This is a genomic window from Nonomuraea sp. NPDC003727 (assembly GCF_053586935.1).
Genome location: NZ_JBSFNE010000022.1, coordinates 94094 through 114894 on the forward strand (window position 1 = coordinate 94094; position 20801 = coordinate 114894).

The 20801-nt window shown below is 71.8% G+C and carries 17 protein-coding genes, 1 tRNA gene and 1 pseudogene; 8 read left to right on the top strand and 11 right to left on the bottom strand.

Annotated features, from left to right (window positions below):
- Nucleotides 1-5: 5 nt before the first annotated feature.
- The 3 genes and pseudogenes from ACWDLG_RS38085 to ACWDLG_RS38095 form a co-directional block, all read right to left on the bottom strand.
- The gene (locus tag ACWDLG_RS38085; RefSeq protein ID WP_449929396.1) at nucleotides 6-590 is read right to left on the bottom strand and encodes a hypothetical protein; all 585 of its coding nucleotides are present in this window, start codon (nucleotides 588-590) and stop codon (nucleotides 6-8) included.
- Nucleotides 563-1210, bottom strand: a pseudogene (locus ACWDLG_RS38090) (alpha/beta hydrolase); the annotation flags it as partial. The gene ACWDLG_RS38085 and the pseudogene ACWDLG_RS38090, both read right to left, overlap by 28 nt.
- A gap of 24 nt (nucleotides 1211-1234) precedes the next feature.
- Nucleotides 1235-2359, bottom strand: a complete 1125-nt coding sequence (locus ACWDLG_RS38095) for a hypothetical protein (protein ID WP_449929398.1) — start codon at nucleotides 2357-2359, stop codon at nucleotides 1235-1237.
- Between the two features lie 169 nt (nucleotides 2360-2528).
- On the opposite strand from ACWDLG_RS38095, the gene ACWDLG_RS38100 reads away from it, so the two are divergent.
- Together ACWDLG_RS38100 and ACWDLG_RS38105 are read left to right on the top strand one after the other, a co-directional pair.
- A complete protein-coding gene (locus ACWDLG_RS38100; RefSeq protein ID WP_449929400.1) occupies nucleotides 2529-3599 on the top strand; it encodes a glycoside hydrolase family 19 protein in 1071 nt (356 codons plus the stop codon).
- 193 nt (nucleotides 3600-3792) lie between these two features.
- Nucleotides 3793-4218: a hypothetical protein gene (locus ACWDLG_RS38105; protein WP_449929402.1), complete on the top strand. Its 426-nt coding sequence runs from the start codon at nucleotides 3793-3795 to the stop codon at nucleotides 4216-4218.
- A gap of 132 nt (nucleotides 4219-4350) precedes the next feature.
- Here the strand turns inward: ACWDLG_RS38105 and ACWDLG_RS38110 are convergent, their stop codons facing one another.
- Together ACWDLG_RS38110 and ACWDLG_RS38115 are read right to left on the bottom strand one after the other, a co-directional pair.
- On the bottom strand, nucleotides 4351-4782 hold the full coding sequence (locus ACWDLG_RS38110) for an N-acetyltransferase family protein (RefSeq protein WP_449929404.1): 432 nt from the start codon (nucleotides 4780-4782) through the stop codon (nucleotides 4351-4353).
- 259 nt (nucleotides 4783-5041) lie between these two features.
- Nucleotides 5042-5605 carry an NADAR family protein gene (locus ACWDLG_RS38115; RefSeq protein ID WP_449929406.1) on the bottom strand — a complete coding sequence of 188 codons (564 nt, stop codon included), beginning with the start codon at nucleotides 5603-5605 and terminating at the stop codon, nucleotides 5042-5044.
- Between the two features lie 169 nt (nucleotides 5606-5774).
- Here ACWDLG_RS38115 and ACWDLG_RS38120 point away from each other — a divergent pair.
- Nucleotides 5775-5847, top strand: a tRNA-Met gene (locus ACWDLG_RS38120).
- 4 nt (nucleotides 5848-5851) lie between these two features.
- Here ACWDLG_RS38120 and ACWDLG_RS38125 read toward each other — a convergent pair.
- Nucleotides 5852-6673, bottom strand: a complete 822-nt coding sequence (locus tag ACWDLG_RS38125) for an AfsR/SARP family transcriptional regulator (RefSeq protein WP_354913813.1) — start codon at nucleotides 6671-6673, stop codon at nucleotides 5852-5854.
- A 403-nt stretch (nucleotides 6674-7076) separates the two neighbouring features.
- Between ACWDLG_RS38125 and ACWDLG_RS38130 the strand changes: the two genes are divergently transcribed.
- Genes ACWDLG_RS38130 through ACWDLG_RS38145 form a run of 4 tightly spaced genes read left to right on the top strand, consistent with a single transcriptional unit; the run spans nucleotide 7077 to nucleotide 12453 of the window.
- Nucleotides 7077-9059 carry an Agd3-related carbohydrate deacetylase gene (locus ACWDLG_RS38130; RefSeq protein WP_449929409.1) on the top strand — a complete coding sequence of 661 codons (1983 nt, stop codon included), beginning with the start codon at nucleotides 7077-7079 and terminating at the stop codon, nucleotides 9057-9059.
- Nucleotides 9056-10429 carry a GT4 family glycosyltransferase PelF gene (gene pelF, locus ACWDLG_RS38135; protein WP_449929411.1) on the top strand — a complete coding sequence of 458 codons (1374 nt, stop codon included), beginning with the start codon at nucleotides 9056-9058 and terminating at the stop codon, nucleotides 10427-10429. Before ACWDLG_RS38130 ends, pelF begins: the two co-directional genes overlap by 4 nt.
- Nucleotides 10426-11751 carry a hypothetical protein gene (locus ACWDLG_RS38140; protein WP_449929413.1) on the top strand — a complete coding sequence of 442 codons (1326 nt, stop codon included), beginning with the start codon at nucleotides 10426-10428 and terminating at the stop codon, nucleotides 11749-11751. The genes pelF and ACWDLG_RS38140 overlap by 4 nt, the downstream gene beginning before the upstream one ends.
- A gap of 12 nt (nucleotides 11752-11763) precedes the next feature.
- A complete protein-coding gene (locus ACWDLG_RS38145) occupies nucleotides 11764-12453 on the top strand; it encodes a hypothetical protein (protein ID WP_449929415.1) in 690 nt (229 codons plus the stop codon).
- Here ACWDLG_RS38145 and ACWDLG_RS38150 read toward each other — a convergent pair.
- Genes ACWDLG_RS38150 through ACWDLG_RS38170 form a run of 5 tightly spaced genes read right to left on the bottom strand, consistent with a single transcriptional unit; the run spans nucleotide 12450 to nucleotide 17184 of the window.
- A complete protein-coding gene (locus ACWDLG_RS38150) occupies nucleotides 12450-12677 on the bottom strand; it encodes a ferredoxin (protein ID WP_449929417.1) in 228 nt (75 codons plus the stop codon). The genes ACWDLG_RS38145 and ACWDLG_RS38150 overlap by 4 nt on opposite strands.
- Nucleotides 12678-12680: 3 nt before the next feature.
- Nucleotides 12681-13892, bottom strand: coding sequence for a cytochrome P450 (locus tag ACWDLG_RS38155; protein WP_449929419.1), 1212 nt, complete (start codon nucleotides 13890-13892; stop codon nucleotides 12681-12683).
- A gap of 43 nt (nucleotides 13893-13935) precedes the next feature.
- Nucleotides 13936-15561: an ABC transporter permease gene (locus ACWDLG_RS38160; protein WP_449929421.1), complete on the bottom strand. Its 1626-nt coding sequence runs from the start codon at nucleotides 15559-15561 to the stop codon at nucleotides 13936-13938.
- Nucleotides 15558-16481 carry an ABC transporter ATP-binding protein gene (locus ACWDLG_RS38165; RefSeq protein WP_449929423.1) on the bottom strand — a complete coding sequence of 308 codons (924 nt, stop codon included), beginning with the start codon at nucleotides 16479-16481 and terminating at the stop codon, nucleotides 15558-15560. Before ACWDLG_RS38165 ends, ACWDLG_RS38160 begins: the two co-directional genes overlap by 4 nt.
- A complete protein-coding gene (locus ACWDLG_RS38170; protein ID WP_449929425.1) occupies nucleotides 16474-17184 on the bottom strand; it encodes a TetR/AcrR family transcriptional regulator in 711 nt (236 codons plus the stop codon). Before ACWDLG_RS38170 ends, ACWDLG_RS38165 begins: the two co-directional genes overlap by 8 nt.
- Before the next feature lie 251 nt (nucleotides 17185-17435).
- Here ACWDLG_RS38170 and ACWDLG_RS38175 point away from each other — a divergent pair, with 251 nt between their 5' ends.
- Nucleotides 17436-20684 carry a beta-N-acetylglucosaminidase domain-containing protein gene (locus ACWDLG_RS38175; RefSeq protein WP_449929427.1) on the top strand — a complete coding sequence of 1083 codons (3249 nt, stop codon included), beginning with the start codon at nucleotides 17436-17438 and terminating at the stop codon, nucleotides 20682-20684.
- The last annotated feature ends 117 nt before the right edge of the window (nucleotides 20685-20801 follow it).

Sequence of the window (20801 nt, forward strand, 5' to 3'; positions counted from 1 at the left end):
ACGATTCAAAGGCCCATCAAAGACGGGGGATTGCACTCGGTCAACGGCTTTCGACCGATCGAAGTTCCTTCGGCGAGAACGGCCGGGCCCGGTGATGGGAGGTTGTTCGTCGTGTTGTGTGGCGCCTCACCTGCCGGTGAGTTGTCTGGCCAGACGCATGGGGAGGTCGAGGCCAGGTACAGGTGGTCACCTTTGGCCCAGACCAGGGCGAGCAGGAAATGGTCTGGAGAGGATTCACCACTCAAAGTCGGGTTGCCCGGGCCGCCCGAGGCCGTGATGCGGTGTCCCTGTGCCTGCCAATGGGCGCGCACCTGGCGCGAGATGTTCATGTTTTCACGCGCGGGTACACCTCGAAGCCAGTAGGCGCGGTTGATCACCACTTGTTCGGCTGATCCGCCTTCATGCAGGCACATGGCGGGTGGCATTGAGTGCTCGATGAGTTCCAGCCGTGGCCGGGGGACGAGGACCGAGGCGGTGTCGTGGATGAGCTGATCGACGCGCGCGACGGCGCGTGCCTGGGTGAGCGTTGGCTCTTTCGCTGTGCAGGCTGACAGAAGGAGAATCAGAGCCGCGGAAAATACACGGTGCATGGCGATTTCACCTGTTCAGTTTGAGTGTCACGTCGGGTGCGACTTCGGGCATGAGGAGCTTGAGCCTGGCCGTGGAGCGGCTCGGGGCTGATGACCTTGTCGTAGTCCCCGTTGATGATGTGACCCATATTGATCAGCGAGATGGAATCCTGGTCCCAATAGGAGCTGTGGGCGGCGGTGTAGGGGACGCGGCCGACCGGGAAGCGTCGGGCGCCGAAGCTCGCCTCTCCCGGGTCGGTGCCGAAACTTCCCAGGGTGGCGACCGGATCGTTGCCCGCTTCGCCGACCCAGACGTGTTCGGGCTTGACGCCGAGCTGTGCCGCGTGGTCCACGCCGACGCCGGGGCTGCCGACGAAGATGAGCTCGTCGGCGAAACGTCCGGGCCGGAGCCGGGCGGCGTGTCCGGTCGTGAGGGAGCCGTAGCTGTGGCCGACGACGACGGAGCGTGCCGTACCCGAGGGGGTGTGAGAGGCGCGCAGGCCGTCGGCGAAGGACGCGAGGGCCGGCGCGCCGTTGATCGCCGCGTTGTCGAGGGCGACGGACTTCGCGGCGTCGAAGAGGCCGGGGTCGATCTGGGGTGCGTCGTAGCCGAGCCACGTGATGGAGGCGATGGTGTGGTCGCCGCTCGTCCTGGACGCCTGGCTTCAGAGGGCGCGGGAGCGGTCCAGGTCGCCGAGGGCGCCGTCCAGGCCTGAGGTGAGGCCGGAGACGGAGGTCACCGTCGTGTCGGCGGTGTCGGGGTCGCCCCAGGAGACGATGAGCCGGCCCTGTCCGGTCAGGTCGAAGGCCAGGAGGAGCGGGGCCGGGTGTCCGGGGACGGGGCGCAGGGCGTCCTCGACGAGTTCGAGGCGGCGCAGCTGGTTGGCGGTGCGTTCCCAGTCGCCGAGGAGAGCGGGCTGGTTGAGGCGGGCGAGCTCGGCGGTCTTTGCGGCGAGTTCGCGGGTCAGCCGTGCCTTCTCGGCGGTCAGCCACCGCCGGTTGGACTGGTCGCGGACGGTCGCGGGGAGCCCGTCGAGCAGTCCGGCGCCGGCCAGGCCGGTCAGTCGCCGGCGCAGGTCGGGGGTGAGGGTCTGCCACCAGGCGTTCACGCGGGCGGCGAGGCCGGGGTCCTGTCCGCGGCGCTGTACGGCGAGCAGTCCGGCGAGCGCCTCCTGCTCTCCTGCGGCGATGCGGGTGAGGAGGGCTCCGGAGCCGAGGGGGTCGGCGGCGTGCGCGCCGAACAGGTCGTAGGCCGTGACGCCCGCCGAAAGGGCGGGCCCGGGGACGGTCTGCCGGATGCGGGTGAGGCGGCGGCGCAGGTCGGCCGTCTGGGTGGCGGCCCAGGCGGCGACCTGGCCGATCGTGTGGCCTGGCCGGGGTGACAGTCCGTGGGCCGACAGCTCGGCCGACAGGCGGGTGCCGGCGGTGGCCAGGGTGTGGCTGCCGTGGTCGAGGGTGGACAGGAGGGTGGTCATCGCGTTCGGGTCGATGCCCTGGAAGCCGCCCGGGGGCGCGGTCATCGTCGTCACCCGCGTGGTGAGGGCGGGAACCGCCGGTGGGGGGCCGCCTTGCCGTACGACGAGGTGAGCGAGGGAGTCGAGGGCGCTCTGCAGCGCGGACTGGAGGGTGGCGCGGTGCCGGGCGAGGTCGGCGGTGAAGGACGACGCGCCGCCGCCGACCCAGGCGTGGGCCTGCATGAGGCGGGCCGCGGTGTCGAGGTCGGTGTGGTGGTCGGCGGCCAGGGCCGTCACTCGTCGGAGGGCGTCGGACGCCGCTGCGTGGTCCACCATGATCCGGCCAGGATGGCAGGCGGTGCGGCGGGCGCTCAGGTGATCGTCGGCTCACCCCGGTTTGGGACGGCTGTCCTGACTGCCGGAATTGGGCCTTGTCAAGGGGGTGTCGCGCTTCTACGATCTTGCCAATCCTTAGGAAACTTTCCTGTAAGAAGGTGATCGTCAGGTGCTCAGGCTACGGATCATGGCGCCCCTGGCCGCCGTCGCGCTGCTGGCCGCCGCGCTCACCGCCGTCCTTCCGACGGCGTCGGCGGCCGCCGCCGACTGCGCCGCCGCGTGGAGCTCGTCGGCCGTCTACCACGGCGGCGCGGCCGTCTCCCACGCCGGCCGCAACTGGTCGGCCAGATGGTGGACCCAGAACGAGACGCCCGGCACCGCCGAGGTGTGGGCCGACCAGGGCGCCTGCGGTGGCGGCGGGAGCACCCCGCCGCCGTCCACGTGCAACCACCCGAACTGGGTCGCCGGGCAGTGGTACCCGGCCGGCAGCATCGTGCGCTACACCGACGGCAGGTACTACCGCGCCGAGCACGACAACCCCGGCTACGATCCGACGATCAGCACCTGGTACTGGGAGCCCTACACCTGCGGCGGGACGACCCCGACCGACCCGCCGTCATCGGGATTCGTCGTGACCGAGGCGCAGTTCGGCCAGATGTTCCCCAGCCGCAACTCCTTCTACAGCTACAGCGGGCTGACCAGCGCCATGAGCGCCTTCCCCGCCTTCGCCGCGACCGGCAGCGACACGGTGCGCAAGCAGGAGGCGGCCGCCTTCCTGGCCAACGTCAACCACGAGACCGGCGGGCTCGTCCACATCGTGGAGCAGAACACCGCCAACTACCCGCACTACTGCGACGCGGCCAAGCCCTACGGGTGCCCCGCCGGGCAGGCCGCCTACTACGGTCGCGGTCCGATCCAGCTGAGCTGGAACTTCAACTACAAGGCGGCGGGCGACGCGCTCGGGCTCAACCTGCTGCAGGACCCGTGGCGGGTCGAGCGGGAGTCGTCCGTGTCGTGGAAGACCGCGCTGTGGTACTGGATGACGCAGAACGGCCCCGGCACGATGACCGCCCACAACGCCATGGTCAACGGGTACGGCTTCGGCGAGACGATCCGCAGCATCAACGGCAGCCTGGAGTGCAACGGCGGCAACCCTGCGCAGGTGCAGAGCCGGATCAACGCCTACCAGCGCTTCACCCAGATCCTGGGCGTGCCGGCCGGCGGCAACCTGAGCTGCTGACCGATCACCGCCGGCGCCTCCACGGTTGGGGGAACGCCTTCCGAACCGGCGAGGGGGAGGCGCCGGCGGGGTACGGCCTTCGGGCGCATGCTCCCCAGGTCCCCCTGGGGAGGCGTCGATGGGGTACGGCAGGCAGGTGCATCCCCCAGGGCGGTGGGGTGTCGGTGCGGTGGACGGCGGGCATGGACCGTGGGTGATCGCTACGTTGCTGATGGTGTTGGCGCTGGCCGGTGGGCCGCTCGACGGGTTCGAGATCGGTCATGTGCCGCGCGGAGTCGGCGACCGGGTGTCGGACTTCTCCTACGAGTGGGAGGACGTCCGTTTCGCCGCGCGGGTGTGGGAGCGGCGGCTGGACGACGGCGGTTTCCGGGTGGATTTGCGGGTGCTGGTTCTCAGGGGTGAGCGACTGTCGACGCCCCGGGCGTTGCGCGGCTTCCTGTCGGAGTACCTGGAGGGCGACCTCCGCGACACGGCGCACCGGCTGGTCGAGCCGGGCGTCGCGGTCGTCGTGAGGATCGACGGTGCGCGTTTCGGCCGGGAGGAGCTGAGAGCGACGGCCACCGGCATCAGGCCCGCCACCGCAAGGCGGCCGCCGGTGTCGGGCCGTCCAGCGGCGTGACGGGCGGGATTGCGGGCACGGAAAGGAAGTGTCGGGGCCGTCCAGTGGCGTGACGGGCGCGGGGGTGGCGGGCGCGAGGAAGGGAGTGTCGGGCCGTCCGGCGGCCGTTGGCAGGCAGGCCACGGGGAAGTGTCAGGCCGTCCACCGGTAGTGGGCGTCGGGAAGGCCTTCCTCGTTGTCGTCGCCCGTCGCGAGCAGGCTGAACCCGTGGCGCTCGTAGAAGCGGATCGCACCGCCGTTCGCCTGGAAGACGTGCAGGTCGAGCGCGGGCCTGACCTGTTTGGCCCGCGTGAGCAGTACGCTGCCGACCCCTGCGTTCTGGGCGGAGGGCGCGATGTAGAGGTGTTCGAGCCACTCCTCGCGCAGTGCGGCGAATCCGACGACACGTCCGCCGTCGTCGCAGGCCACCCACACCTCGTGCGAGGGGAGTACCACGCCGGTGATCCACCGGCGAGTCTCCTCGTCGGTGTGCAGCCGCGGCAGGTAGGCCATCCCGGCTCGGGCGGCCAGGAAGACGTCGGCGATCCGACCGGCGTCCACCGCGGACGCCCGCCTGACGGTCACGGGAACGCCTTCCGGGCGGTCATGACTCCCGGCCGTCATGTGAGAGCCTCCGAGCGGCCACGGGCCGCGGCTGTCATGGGAGCGTCTCCCGGGCGGGCAAGAATTCTGGTCCATGCGGGCGCCCTGGTGTCGTGAGCTGTCGTACGGGCGCCGTGGTGGTCGTGAGCCGTCGTGCGGGCGCCGTGGTGGTCGTGAGTTGTCGTACGGGCGTCGTGGTGGTCGTGAGCGGTCGTGTAAGCGCCCTGATGGTCCCGGGCGGTCATGCCAGCGTGTCCCGGGCGGTCATGAGGGCGAACCCGAGCAGGTTCAACCCCTGCCAGGTCGAGGGGGTGGCGGCTCTGGGGTCGTCGGCGGTCAGCCCGATGCCCCAGATCCTGTCGTACGGGCTGGCCTCGACCAGCACGCGTCCGGAGGTGCCGAGCAGGAACTCCTTCAGTGCGGCGTCCCCGCCGAACTTGGCGATCGAGCCGCGCACGACGATGTCGAACCGGTGCGCCTTCCACGTCTCCTCGTCGAAACCCCTGACGGTCCGGCCGAGCTTCTTGGCCTCAGCTGGGTGGTCCGCGGACAGGACGGCCGCCGCGGCGTCGTCGTCGCCGAACAGCCATGCCTTGTGCGCCATCATGTAGTGCTCTGCGGAGGCGAACGTGTGGCTGTCCTCGGTGAAGGTGACGGGCCACCACTGGCTGAGGCAGCCGGTGCCGATGCCGCCGTCGCGGGCCGGCCGGTGGCCCCAGAAGTACAGGTGGCGAAGGGGCTGGCCGGCCTGTTCCGCGGCGATGGCCGCGTCGAGGGTACGGGGAGCACTCCCACACCGTGCCACAACGGGCGAAGGGGGCGCCACCTGATATCCCGGACACCGGCCACGAGAAAAAGGAGTTGCCGACAATTCGTGAATCCCGGGATGCTTTCTCCGTGAACGTCCGCCGAGTGCGGAAAAGGCTCGCGCGCGACATCAGGACGTCGGTGCGCGAGCCGTACGGAAATGTCCGAGCGGGTGAGGGTGCTGGTGTGCCCGGCGGTTTCATAAGCCGCACCAGGCGGGTTCGATTCCCGCACCCGCTACAGATCAGCAGTGCGGGCAGCGGGTACGGCGGCGCCGGGCGTGGACCGGCCGCGGCGCGCACGGCGACAGCGAGGCGTCGCTGGTGAGGATGGCGAGCTCGAGCCGGCGCAGTTCCGCGCCTGGTTCGAGGCCGAGGTCGCGGGCGAGGATGTGCCTGCCGGCGCGGTAGACCTCCAGCGCTTCGGCCTGGCGTCCGGCGCGGTAGAGGGCGAGCATGAGCTGCCCGCGGAAGCGCTCCTGCAGCGGGTGCTCGTCCACCAGGACCGACAGCCTGCCGATGAGGTCGGCGTGGCGGCGCAGGCGCAGGTCGGCGTCCATGCAGTCGCCCAGCGCGGCGAGACGTTCCTCGTTGAGCCTGGTCGCCTCCTGGTGGAGCGGCGGCAGGTCGTCGAGGCCCGACAGGGCGGGCCCGCGCCACAGCGACAGCGCGGCGTGCAGCAGCTCGCTGGCCTGGGTGACCCGGCCCGCCGCCAGCGCCTGCCTGCCCTGGTGGGCCAGGGTCTCGAAACGGCGGGCGTCGAGGGCGGCGGGCGGGATGTCGAGGGCGTAGCCCTGGACGCGGTGGACGATGGCGTCGGCGGCCCCGAGGGTGCGCCGTAGCCGGTGCAAGTGGAGCCGGAGGCGCCGGACGCCGTGGTCGCCGGCCTCGTGACCCCACAGCGATTCGATCAGCACGTCGCTGTGGACGACCCTGCCCGCCTGGCACAGCAGGAGGGCCAGCAGGGCCTGCTGTTTGCCGGACCTGACCGGTAAGGGGCGATCGTCCTTGATGACATCAAGCGCCCCCAGAATGCGAAATTCCATGGCGCTCAAGAGCTTTTCCACGAAGGGAGGATAGAAGCGCGGATCGAGAAATGAAGGAGAAACCGAAGAGAAATCCGCTGAACCCACACTCAAGCGAGAAGTCACCGGCCTCGCGGGCTTTAAACCCACAAAGAGAGGGAATGTCATGAAAAAGGCCTGGTTAGTGCCGGTCGCGGTCGGCCTCGTCGCCGCCTTGCCCACCCCGTCGACCGCCGCATCCCACCCCGCGTCCCACCCCGCACCCCGCCCCGCCCATCTTGCCCACCTCACCTCCTCGACCACCGCACCCCGCCCCGCGACCGCCACCCCGTCCCCGCAGCCGTCCGTGTCCCCGCAACCGTTCGGGGCACAGCAGCCGTCCGCATCCCCGCAGCCGTCACCAAGGGAGCAGTCCCCGCAGCCGTCACCGGCGCAGCAGCCGTCCGTGTCCCCCCAGCCGCACGCTCACGCCGCACCCCTTCGTGCCGACGTCGACCGCCCCCGGCCGGGCAAGGCGCGCCCGCTTCCCAAGGCGCCCACGAGCGCCATCGAGGTCGAGGGCACCGCCAGGGCGCTGGCCGCGGCGAGCGGGAAGGTCGCGCTCAGGGCGCTGGTCGTCGGCGTCGACGGCGACGACTTCGGCCTGGCCACCTGGAAGGCGGTCCTCGACCGGGTCGGCATGCCGTACGACGTGGTGGAGAGCCGGTCGCAGCCGCTGCCCGCGCTGGTCAGGGAGGACGGCACCGGCAGGTACGACGCGGTCCTGCTCACCGACAACGCGCTGCTGTACGACGACGGCGGCGGGTTCGTCAGCGGGCTCGACGCCGGCGAGTGGAACGCGCTGTGGGCCTACGAGCGCGACTTCCAGGTCAGGCAGGTCTCGCTGTACACCGCCTACGGCGCCTTCCCCGAGGACTACTGCCTGCGGCCGGGCAGCGAGGGCGGGGTCGGCGCGACCCCCGTGACCGCCACGCTCACGCCGGCCGGCGCGGCCGTCTTCGACGATCTCAAGGGCACGGTCCCGATCAGCCAGTCCTACGTCTACCGCGCCGTGATCGGGCAGGGCTGCCAGGCCGAGCCCATCCTCACGGTCGGCAGCGATGTCGTGGGGGTCCGGAGCACCTCGGCCGACGGCCGCGAGCGGATGGCGCTGACGTTCACCTCGAACCAGTACCTGCCGCAGGCCGACCTGCTCACCTACGGCCTGCTGCGCTGGGCGACCCGCGGCGTGATGCTGGGCGAGCGCCGCCACTACCTCAACGTCGACGTGGACGACTGGTTTTCGCACACCTCGCACCTGCGGACCGACGGGACGGTCGACGACGACCCCGGCTTCAGGATCAGCCGCAACGACGCCGACGGCACCTACAACCAGCAGCAGAACTTCCGCACCGCCCACCCGCTCGCGGCGGGCTTCCGGCTCAACGTGGCCTACAACGGCGAGGGTGCCAACCCGAACGCGCCCAAGACGTGCATCCTCACCCTGCTCAGCCCCGACCCGCTGACCAGCTACTCCAGGTGCAGGGCGAGCGCGTTCTCGTGGATCAACCACACCTTCAGCCACCCGAAGATGAACACCACCGACTACCAGACCAGCTACAAGGAGATCGTCGACAACCTCACCAGGGCCCAGCAGCTGGGGCTGGCCGTCGACAGGACGGTGCTGAAGACGGGTGAGTACTCCGGTCTCGGCGTCTACCATCCCGACCCGGCCAACGACATCGACCCGCCCACCGACCACGGCCTGGCCGCCTCCAACCCCGCCCTGCTCCAGGCGGCCAAGGCGGCGGGCGTGAAGTACCTGCACGGCAACATGTCGTTCGCCAGTCACCGGCCGGCCTGCTTCAACTGCGGGATCCGCCACCCGCTCGAGCCGTCGCTGCTGGTCGTGCCGGACTGGCCGACCAACGTGGCCTACCACGTGACGACCCCCGCCGAGCAGACCGTGTTCTACAACTCCTACTACGGCCCGAACGGCAGGTTCCCCTACTGGCCGACGAACCAGACCTACACCCAGATCGTGGGACATGAGAGCGACGTCGCGCTCCAGCACGTCATGTCCGGCTCGGTCTACACGCACACCTTCCACCAGGGCAACCTGAGAGGCACGCCCAACCTCGTCTTCGACTGGCTCAACGCGGTGATGACGAAGTACAGGGGCTACTACAAGGTGCCCGTGCTCACCCCGACCTGGACCGAGCTGGCCGGCCACGTCGAGGCGCGCACCGCCCACTTCGCCGCGCTCCAGCAGGTGGACGCCGTGTTCGACAGGCAGGCGGCGACGGTCACCTTCACCTCCTCCGCGGCGGGAGCGGTGTTCGCGACCAACGCCGGCGCGAACGCCACGCCGTACGGGACAGACAGGATCGCGCGGATCACGCTCACGCCGGGCGCGCCGGTGACGGTTCCCGCGAGCGTGCGCCCGTGAGGGTGACGCTCGTCTCCGAGGGCACCTACCCGTTCGCCATGGGGGGTGTGAGCGTCTGGATGGACCAGCTCATCCGCGGCATGCCGGACTATCGCTGGGACGTCGTGACGCTCACCGTGGACGGGGCGGAACGTCCGATGTGGGACAGGCCGAGCAATCTGGACAAGGTGACCGCGGTGCCGCTGTGGCGCCCGCAGGCCAGGCGGCCCGCGCCGGTGCCCCCGGCGTACGAGGAGTTCCTGCGGCTCATCCTCACCCCCGCGGTGATGGGGGAGGGCAGCCGGGCGTTCCTCGCGGTCCTGCGCGAGTTGTCCGGCTGCGAGGACCTGCTCGGCGCGCTGACCGGCTCGCGGGCGCTCACCCTGCTGATGGACCGCTGGTACGGCCACCGCATGGACGGCATCAACCTGGCCGACGCCATCACCGCGGCCCACCTGCTCGGCCACATGCTCCGCCCGCTCACCGAGCCGCCCGCCCGCTCCGACCTGACGCACGTGGCGATGAACGGGCTGTCGATGCTCGTCGCGATGGCCGCCAAGTGGCGGTACGGCACGCCGATCGTGCTGTCCGAGCACGGTGTGTACCTGCGGGAGCGGTACCTGCAGTACCTCACGGAGCCCGCCTCGCACGCGGTGCGGGTGCTGCTGCTGAGCTTCTTCAGGCGCCTGGCCGGCGCGTCGTACGCGATCGCCGACCGGATCGCCCCGCACTCCTCCTACAACAAGCGCTGGCAGCTCAGGGGCGGCGCCGACCACGAGCGGATCAGGGTGATGTACAACGGCGTCGACCCGGCCGACTTCCCCGTCGCCGCGGGCGAGCCCGACCGGCCCACGCTGGTGTTCATGGGCCGGATCGACCCGCTCAAGGACATCCACACGCTGATCCGCGCCTTCGCCGTCGTCCGCGACAAGCTGCCCGAGGCGCGCTTACGGATCTTCGGCGGGGTGCCGGAGGGCAACGAGTCGTACCACGCCGGCTGCGTGTCGCTGGTCGAGGAGCTCGGCCTGGAGGCGTCGGTCGTCTTCGAGGGCCGGGTCACGCTGCCGCTTGAGGCCTACCACGCCGGCCACGTGGTGGCGCTGACCAGCATCTCCGAGGGCTTCCCCTACACCGTGGTGGAGGCGATGGCCTGCGGCAGGCCGGTGGTGTGCACGAACGTGGGCGGGGTGGCCGAGGCGGTGGCGGACGCGGGCCTCGTCGTCGCGCCGCGCGACCACCTGGCCGTGGCCGGGGCGGCGCTCACGCTGCTGACCGACGGGCCGCTCAGGCGCAGGCTCGGCGCGCTGGCCCGGCTGCGCGTCATGGACAGGTTCACGCTGCGGCAGTCGCTGGCCGACTACCGGGGCGTCTACCGGGAAGTCGTGGCATGAAGATCATCATTGCGCCGCTCGACGAGCTGGTCGAGCATCTGCGCCCCCGCCTCTCCCAGGCGGTGGAGCCTCTGCAGGTGGCCGCCGCGCTGGAGTCGGAGGGCCTCAACGACAAGGTGGCGCGGGAGCGCTACGGCCATCCGGATGTCTTCGCGCTGGCCGAGGCCGTGTACGCCCGGCTGAGCAGGGACGAGCCCGAGCCCGCGGCGCCCGCCTTCCCCGTCGCGGCGTGGCGGTCTCTCGTGCACGGTCCGCTCTACGCGATGCCCGCCGCCCTGCTGCCCGCGGTGAGCGCGCTGGTCGGCGTCCGCTGGCTGATGCCCGGACTGGTCGTCACGACGGGGATCGGCTGGGTGCTCGGCTCGGTGCTGTCGCGGATGGCCTACGGGCTGACCGGGCGCGGCTCGCCGGGCTCGGCCGCCAGGACGCTGCGCTGGGGGCTGGCCGCCGGCGTGGTCCTCGCGGGCGGTACGGCGACGCTGTGGGACGGGCCCGCCGCGATCGTCCTGGTGGCCGTCGCGCAGCTGACGTTCCAGATCGGCTCGGGGATCCTGCTGTTCCACCGCCGCGAGGGCCTGCTGGCCGTCCTCATGCTGCCCGCCACGGGAGCGGGGGTCCTCTACGTGGCCGTGGGTCACCCGCCGGTGGCGCTGATGGCGGTGGCGCTGGGCGCGGTGTCGATCGGGGCCGTCGCGTGCGCCGCGGTCCTGCTGACCAGGCCGTCGCGGGCGGACGGCCGGCCGCGCCTCGACGGGGAGCTCGGCGTCGCGGCCCTCTACAGCGGGCTGACCGCCGCCTTCCTGCTCCAGGCCGAGGCCGCCTACGTCGTGGCCAGGCCCGACCTGGCGATCACCGGGGCGGGCCTCGTGCTGGGGATGGGCGTGCTGGAGTGGCGGGCCCATCGGTTCGAGTGGGCGGTGCGCCGCGTGATCAGGCAGGTCTGCTACCCGGCCGAGTTCACCGCCCAGGGGCACCGGCTGCTGGCGCGCGGGCTCGGCGGGTGCCTGGCGGCGCTGGCCGTCCTCACCGCGGTGCCGGTGGCCTTCACGCAGGTGAGCCCGCCGGTCGTGGTGATGGCCGCGGCGCACGTGCTGCTCGGCGGCGCCTACTTCGTGGCCTTCCTGCTGGCCAACCAGGGCAGGCTGACCGAACTCTGCCTGGCCCAGGGCGCCGCGCTGCTGCTGCACCCCGGCCTGGGCCTGTTGCTGCCCGGGAACGTGCTCGCCGACGTGCTGCTGTTCCTCGCGGCCTGCCTGCTGTTCCTGTCCGCCCTGCTGGCCCTCATGTCGCGTGGCCTCGGGGACGTCTGGCACTACCGCTGAGAAGGAGCGCCCGTGAAACCCATCTGCTTCTACTACGGCGACGGCCGGCTCGACCGGCTCGCCGGCTACGACAAGGTCGTCCTGCAGACCGGCTTCTACGGCGCGGCGCAGCTCGACGTGCTGAAGCGCCAGGGCGTGCACACGCTCGGCTACCTGTCGCTGTCGGAGGACGTCGGGCCGCCCGCGCCGTGGCAGCGGCCCGAGCGCAACCCGGACTGGGGCGGCGCGTTCGTCCACGTGGGCGATCCGGGCTGGGTCGCGCACGTGGTCGACCAGGCCAAGGCGGCGATCGCGACCGGCTTCACCGGGCTGTTTCTCGACACGCTCAACCTGGAGCAGACCTACCCCGAGGACCTGCCGCACCTGCTCGCCCTCATCGCGGCGATCAGGGAGGAGGCAGGGCCCGACTACCTGCTGGCCAACCGGGGCTTCGGGCTGCTGCCCCGGATGGCCGAGCTGGTCGACGGCATCCTGTTCGAGTCGTTCTCCGCGCGCTGGGTCGACGAGCACTCCTACGCGCCGTGGCCCGACGACGTGCTGGAGGTGCACGCCGCGGTGGCCGAACGGCTCCTGGAGCACGACCTCGACCTGTACGCGCTGGACTACGCCGACACCGACGAGCTGGCCGACTTCGCCCACCGGCGGGCCACGGAGTACGGCATGCTCTGCTTCGTCAGCGACCGCGTCCTGTCGCGCGCCTAGCCCGGGTCCGCCGCCCGAGCGGGCTGTCCGGCCGGGGTGAGCGTGATCGCCCCCGACGGGCAGAGGGTCGCCGCCCTGCGGACGGCGGCCTCGTGTTCCGGCGGCGGCACCGGTTCGAGCAGGATCACCCGGCCGTCGTCCTCGTTCTGGTCGAACACCGTCTCGACGGTGAGCGCGCACATGCCCGCTCCGCAGCAGCGCTCCCTGTCCACGTCGATCCGCATGGCCTACTCCTCGTCCCAGGTCACGGGGAGCCGGTGCACGCCGTAGATCATCATGTCGGTGCGCAGCGGCACCTCCTCCGGCGGTACGGCGAGCCGCAGCGTCGGGAACCTGGCGAACAGCGCGGGCAGGCCGACCCGCATCTCGACCCTGGCCAGCTGCTGGCCGAGACACTGGTGGATGCCGTGGCCGAAGGCCACGTGACCGGCGGTGGCCCGGCCCAGGTCGAGCGTGTCGGGGTCGGCGAAGTGCGCGGGATCGCGGTTGGCGGCGGGGATGGAGACCGTGACCGACTGCCCCGCCTTGACGAGTTGCCCGCCGATCTCGACGTCCTCGAGGGCGGCCCTGACAGTGCCGGGGACGATGCTCAGGTAGCGCAGGAGCTCCTCGACGGCCTTGTCGGCGAGGTCGGGGTCCGCGCGCAGGGCGGCGAGCTGGTCGGGGTGGTCCATGAGCGCGTAGGCGCCGAGCGCCAGCATGTTCGCGGTGGTCTCGAATCCGGCGCCCATCAGCACGCCGCCGATGTTGGTCAGCTCCTCGTCGGTCAGGTCGGTGCCGCTGATCAGGTCGCCGAGCAGGTCGTCGGTGGGCTCGGCGCGCTTGGCGCGCACCAGCTCCGACATGAAGGACTGGACCGCGCCGAAGGTGGCGATCTTCTCCTCGGTAGGGACCTCCAGGCTCATCAGCTTGGACATGTCGCTCTGGAAACCGGCACGGGCCGCCGTCGGCACGCCGAGGAGCTCGCAGATGACCAGGCCGGGGATGGGCAGCGCGAACGCCTCCATCAGCTCGGCCGGCGGGCCCTGCCGGTCCATGGCGTCGAGGTGCTCGGCGGTGATCTCCTCGATCCGCCCGGTCAGCCTGCGCATCCTGCGGACGGTGAACTGGCCGGTCAGCAGGTGCCGGTAGCGGGTGTGCTCGGGCGGGTCCATCGAGGTGAAGATCCCGGGCGGCGCGGGTTGCGCCGGGCCCCCGCGGGTGCCGGCCAGCGGGTTGTGGATGAGGTCGGACCGGTGGCTGAAACGGGGATCGGCCAGGACAGCCCGCACCAGGGCGTGGCTGGTGACCAGCCAGCCGACATGGCCGTCGGGGTAGGTCATGGGGCTGATCGGATGGTCCTGGCGCAGCCCGGCGAGTTCCTTCGGCGGGTCGAAGGGACAGCCGGCGGCGCGGGTGACCGGCATCGGCGCCGGCTCGGGGGACGAAGGTCCTGACATGTCATTCCTTCCCAGACTTGGCGGATACGTGACGGAGGAGGCCTCAGCCGGCCGGGATGTCGCGACGGCGCAGGCCGAGGAGGCCGAGCAGCACGAGCGCCGCGGCCATGACCGTCAGGACGGCGAGCGGCGGCACCGCGAACTCCCCTCCGGGAAGCTGCGGGATGTGGTTGAACACCGACAGGTCCAGCACCCACCGGCTCAGCTGCAGTTCGCCGCCCAGCCAGCCGAGCAGCAGGCTGGCGAGCAGCACCGCGAACGCGCCCGCCGCCAGGCGGGGCCACAGGCCGAACAGCGCGAACCCCAGCCCCGCGAACAGCCACACCGCGGGCAGCTGGACGAGCGCGGCGGCCAGGATCCGAGGCAGGTCGCGGCCGAGATCGCCGGTGTTGAGCCCGTGCGCGAAGCCGGCGGCCGCCCCGAAGGCGGCCAGCCCCAGCACCGGGCCGAGCAGGACGAAGACGAGGTGGCCGCCCGCCCACCGCAGCCGGTCGACGGGCGCGGCGAGCAGGGGTTCGGCGCGCCCGCCGCTCTCCTCCGCCCTGAGCCGCAGCGCGGTCTGGATCGCGAACCCGGCGTTGATCACGGCGAACATGGTCATCATGCCGACCAGGTACTGGTCGACGACCGTGCCAGGGCCGCCCAGCCGGGCCAGGACCTCGCGTGCGGCGGGGGAGCCGTTGTTCATGAGCTCGCCGATGCTCTCGGCGATGCCGCCGAGGCCGAGACCGACCACTGCCAGGCCCGCGGTCCTGCCGGCCAGCGATCCGCGGTGCAGCCGCCAGGCCAGCCCCAGGGGCGAACGCAGTCCCGGCGGGGCGACGGCGGGGCCGACCCTGGCCGCGAGCAGCCCGTTGCCGAGGTCTCGCCGTCCGGACAGGGCGACGGCCGCCGCGGTGAGCGCGACGGTGGCGCCCACGGCGAGCGCGATGATCCACCAGCGCTCGCCGTGGAAGGGTTGCAGCCGGTGCGCCCAGCCGATCGGCGACAGCCAGGACAGCCAGCCCAGCCGGCCGCCGGACAGCCCGCTGACGTCGCCGATCCCGCGCAGCAGGAAGGCGACGGCCAGGACGACGACGGCGATGCCCCGGGCGGTGCCCGCGCCCGCGCTGAGCTGGGCGGCCACCGCGCCGATCGCGGCGAACACCCATCCGGCGGTGGCCAGCTCGAAGCCGTAGGCGAGCGATCCCGCCGCGGGCAGGCCCTGGCCGATCATGGCCAGCGCCGAGACCGCGCCCAGGACCAGGCAGGCCCCGCAGGCCATGAGGAGAGCGGCGGCGATGGTCGCGTGCCGGGAGACGGCGGTCGAGCCGATCAGCTCGAGTCTGCCGGCTTCCTCCTCGGTCCTGGTGTGCCTGACGACGGTCAGGAGGGCGACGAGGCCGATCATGACGGGGACGAAGCCGGAGCGCCAGGTGACCATCTCGCCGAGGGTGGAGCCGTGCAGCGGGCCGTACGCCACGGTGAAGGCGGTGTTGTGCAGGCTCGTCTCCATGTACTCATGGCGGGCCTGCGCGGTGGGGTAGGCGCCGTTGAAGGCGGCCACGAACACCGGTGGGACCAGGCAGGGGAACAGCACCCATAGCGGCAGCAGCCACCGGTCGCGGCGCACCGCGAGGCGGATCAACCGCCCTGTACCGGTCAGCGCCGTACCGGTCAGGGCGGTCATCGGGCCGCCCCCGCGTGCTTCCCGTTGCCCGCCGCGGCCCGGTCGTAGTGCCGAAGGAACAGCTCCTCCAGCGTGGGCGGGTGGCTGACGAGGCTGCGCACCCCGGCCGCGGAAAGGCGGCTCAGCGCCGGGCCGAGCGCGGCGGAGTCGACGTCGAAGCGGATCCTGCCGTCGTCGGCGCGCACGTCGTGGACGCCCGGCAGGCCGGCCAGCCCGTGCGGCGGGCCGTCGAGCTCGGCCTGGATGGTGGTGCGGGTCAGGTGCCGCAGCTCGGAGAGCGTGCCGGTCTCGACGGTACGGCCGTCGCGGATGATGGTGACCCTGTCGCACAGCGCCTCGACCTCGGACAGGATGTGGCTCGACAGCAGCACGGTCCTGCCGCCGCGCCGTACCTCCTCCCTCACGGTCTCGCGGAAGACCTCCTCCATCAGCGGGTCCAGGCCGGAGGTCGGCTCGTCGAGGATGAGCAGGTCGACGTCGGAGGCGAAGGCCGCCACGAGCGCCACCTTCTGCCGGTTGCCCTTGGAGTAGGCGCGCCCCTTCTTGCGGGGGTCGAGGTCGAAGCGCTCCAGCAGGTCGGCGCGGCGGCGCGGGTCCAGCCCGCCGCGCAGCCGGCCGAGCAGGTCGATCACCTCCCCGCCCGAGAGGTTGGGCCACAGCGTGACGTCGCCGGGCACGTAGGCCAGCCTGCGGTGCAGCGCCGTGGCGTCGGCCCACGGGTCGCCGCCGAGCAGGCGGGCGGTCCCCGCGTCGGCGCGCATCAGGCCCAGCAGGATCCGGATCGTGGTGCTCTTGCCGGCACCGTTGGGCCCCAGGAAGCCGTGGACCTCTCCGGTGCGTACGGCGAGGTCCAGGCCGTCCAGTGCCGTGGTGGAGCCGAACGTCTTGACCAATCCCGCCACCGAGACGGCGTCAGTCATGGTGATGCTCCTCGTGTTGGCGGAGCGTTTTCTGGGGAGCTCCGCGCTCTGTCGTGGTCCGCTCGGGCTGGAGCCGGTCGAGCGCCGCTCTGGCCTCGGCGGCTTCCTCCAGGCTGAGCATGGGGTGCGAGTAGAGGTCGATGAGGGCCCGGGCCAGCAGCAGGTCGCCCTCGGGGGTGGACAGGTCGACGCCCATGCCCCTGGAGACGTGCTTGCGCAGGACCGCGACGGCCAGCGCCATGGCGGTGCCGATGGTGGCCCTGACCTTCCTGTCGATGTCGGGGACGTCGGGACGCCTCGCGTCGGCGTCGGCCAGCCACTGCTCGCTGAGCTCGACCATCTCGTCGAAGACGACCTCGGCCGATCCTTCCACCAGCGCGCGGGACAGGTAGCGCTGGTAGGGGCCCATCGCGGTGTTGGCGGTGGCGACGGGGTTGGACCTGTCGAGCGCGTAGCCCGATCTGACCTCGTCGTTCAGCCTGCGGATCATCTTGGTCAGGTACGCGTCGCAGGCCTCACGCAGCGCCTGCTTGGAGCCGAAGTGGTGGCGCACCAGGCCTGACGACACGCCGGCGGTCTCGGCGATGCCTCTGATCGTGGCCCGTTCGAACCCGTGCTCGGCGAAGTGCTGCATCGCGGCGTCCCTGATGCGGGCGCGCGCGGTGAGGTCCTCGGGGTCGGGTCCGGTGGTGGTCACGCTCATCCATTCCTATCCATGTGTATAGGTCATTACTCGCTCATGTAAGAGGCTACACACGCGTGTAGTCGATGTCCAGCCGCCGTTTTCTCAAGGTGGTCCGTACCGGTATTGACCGGGATGTGAGCGGGTGATCTTATGTGTCCAAAGCTGCACCCTTGTGGGGTGGAATGCTCAAAGGAGGACGCGTGCCCCCCAAACGTCCCGTTCTGATTACCCTTGTGACAGCCCTAGCCGCCTCTTCTCTCCTCACCGTCATGCCTGCCCAGGCAGCTCCCACCGATCTCGCCGACCGGCTCTACCCCACTCCGCAGGAGGTCACGGCCGGCGGCGACGACTTCCCCCTCACCCCCGTCGTGGGGCTGGTCCGTACCAGCAGAAGCGACCCGCAGGCCGAGACCGTCGTCAGGAAGGCGCTGCAGGCGGCGGGGGTCAGGCGGATCGAGACGACCGACGGCGCGGACCCGAAGACGCCCGTCACGCTCTGGCTGGGCGGCGGCAGCGACCGGCTGGGGGTGAAGGGCCCCGAAGGGCTTCCCGCCGAGGGCTACGTGCTGGCGACGGGCAAGGGCGCGGGCGGCGGCACGCACATCGCGCTCGACGGCGTCGACGCCGACGGCACCTACTACGCCGCGCTGACCTTCGCCCAGCTCGTCCGCAAGCGCCGCGGTACGGACCGGGTGCCCGGCGTGGTCGTGCGCGACTGGCCGTCCATGGCCTACCGGGGCTCCATCGAGGGCTTCTACGGCACGCCGTGGTCCCACCAGGACCGGCTGGACCATCTCGACCACCTCGGCGCGCACCGGATGAACACCTACGAGTACGCGCCCAAGGACGACCCCTACCACCGCGACAAGTGGCGGGAGCCGTACCCGCAGGACAAGCTGGCGCAGCTCGGCGAGCTGGTCACGCGGGCGCGCGCCAACCGGGTCGACTTCACCTTCGCGATCTCGCCGGGCCTGTCCATCTGCTACACCTCGGCCGGCGACGTGAACAGCCTGCTGGCCAAGTTCGACGCCATCTACGCGCTCGGCGGCAGGTCGTTCAACGTCGCGCTGGACGACATCGACCCCAACCGGTGGAACTGCGAGGGCGACCGCGCGAAGTACGGCGCCAAGGGGCCGGGCTGGGCGCAGACCGACCTGCTCAACACGGTGCAGGGCTGGGCGCGGGGCAAGGGCGACGTGGCGCCGCTGCAGACCGTGCCGACCGAGTACTACGACGCCACCGACACGCCCTACAAGAAGGCGTTCAGGGACAACCTCGACCCCGAGGTGATCGTCCACTGGACGGGCTGGGGCGTGGTCCCGGCCGCGATACTCAAGCGCGAGGCCGCCGCGGCGCGGGCGGTGTACGGCCACAAGATCCTGGTGTGGGACAACTACCCGGTCAACGACTACATCCCCGGGCGGCTGCCGATGGCCGCCTACACCGGCCGCGAGAACGGCCTGTCCGAGAGCCTGACCGGCATCATCTCCAACCCGATGAACCAGGCGGCCGTCAGCAAGGTCGCCCTCTACTCCTTCGGCGACTTCGGATGGAACGACCGCGCCTACGACGCCGAGCGGTCGTGGCTGCGCGCGCTGTCCGAGGTGGCCGGCGGCGACCAGGCGACCGTCCAGGCGCTGCGTGACTTCGCCGACCTCAACACCTTCGACGGCACGCTGCACGCCAGGCAGGCGCCCGTCCTGGCCGCCGCGATCGCCAAGGGCGAGGGGCTGCGCGCGCTCGCCGAGCGGTACGCCAAGGCCGCGGACCTGATCGCCCGAGGGGTGGCCGACCGGGCCTTCCTGGAGGAGGCGAAGTCGTGGCTCGACGCCGCCAGGCTGTGGACGACGGCCATGGTCAAGGCCCTCGACCTGGCCGACGCCGTCCGCGCCGACGACGGCGGGCGCGCGCTGGCCCTGCGCGGCGAGATCGCCAGGCTCGTCGCCGACGCCAAGGCCATCAGGGACGTACGGCAGCCGCACGCCACCACCTTCCCCAAGGTCGGCGACGGGGTGATCGACAGGTTCGTCACCGACGCCCTCAAGGCCCACGACGCCTGGGTCGGGGTCGACGCCCGGCGCCCGATCGCCTCGAGCACCCTCGCCGTCTACTCCGGGCACCTGCCCGAGTTCATGACCGACCGCGATCTCGGCACCTTCTACTGGAGCACCGCCCCGCCCGGCCCCGGCGACGCGGTGACCGTGGACCTCGGCTCGGCCAGGACCATCGGTGACGTCGCGGTGCTGATGGGCAAGAGCTCGAGCCCGGACGACTACATCCACGCGGGCGTCCTGGAGCACTCCCTCGACGGCGTGGGCTGGACCGAGCTGACCACCGGCACCACCGCCGAGGTCAGGGCCAAGGCGCCGGAGGGCACCCTGGCCCGCTACGTCCGCTACCGCTCGACCGGCGGGCAGGACAACTGGCTGGTCGTCCGCGAGTTCGAGGTCGCCACGCTCGACGAGGGCGAGACCAGGCTCACCGCGAGCGGCGCGCCCGCGGGCAACCTGGCGGCCACCGTCGACGGCGACCTCGACACCGTCTACACCGCGTCGGCGGCTCCCGCCGGCGGCGAGGCCCTGCAGGTGACGCTGTCCAGGACGCGGCAGATCGACAAGGTGATCGTCGTCGGCACCGGGTCCGCCGAGGTGCAGGTCAGGACGGACGGCCAGTGGCGGGGGATCGGCGCGCTGGCCGGGCCGTACACCGAGCTGGACGCCGCCGGCGTGCGGGGCGACGCCGTACGGCTGGCCTGGACGGCGGGGAGCGCGGCGCCGCGGATCGCCGAGGTCGTCCCGCGCTACGCCGACGTGCCGGCCGTCGACCTCACGGTCGCACCCGCCGCTGTGGCGGCCACGGCGGGCGGGAAGGCGAGCGCGGCCGCCGTGCTGACGTCGCGCCTGGCCAGGCCGGTCGAGGGGACGCTCGCGGTGAGCGCGCCCGACGGCTGGACCGTCGCCCCGGCGGACAAGCGGCTCACCGTGCCCCGCGGCGGACAGGTCACCGTCCCGCTGGAGATCACGCCGCCGGCCGGGGCGGCGGGCCGTACCGAGACGGTGACGGTGCGCTTCGGCGAGGTGAAGACCGAGGTGAAGGTGGCCGTCCACCGGCCGGTGGCGCAGGCCAACCTGGCGCTCGGCAGGCCCGTCACCGCCTCCAGCGTCGAGAACGGCACGGCGTTCGAGGCGGCCAAGGCGGTGGACGGCGACGCCGGCACCCGCTGGTCGTCCAAGGCCGCCGACGGCGAATGGCTGCGGGTGGAGCTGGCCCAGGCGACCGACATCGGCAAGGTGGTGCTGCGCTGGGAGACCGCGCACGCCGCCGCCTACCGCGTCGAGGTCTCCGCCGACGGCACCACCTGGCAGCCGGTCGCCGACGTGAGCGCCGGTGACGGCGGGGTGGACGAGCTGTGGATCGACACGCCGAACAGCGCGCGCTTCGTGCGCATGCAAGGGGTACGGCGGGCCACGGGCTTCGGCTACTCGCTGTGGGAGATGGAGGTCCACGCCGCCACCTGACCGGCGGGGGTGGGGGGGGGGGGGCCCCCCCCCCCCCCCCCCGGGGGGGGGGGGGGGGTGGGTTTTTGTTTTATGGTGCGATGTTGGGGGCACGGCAAAAACAAAAATAAAAGGGAT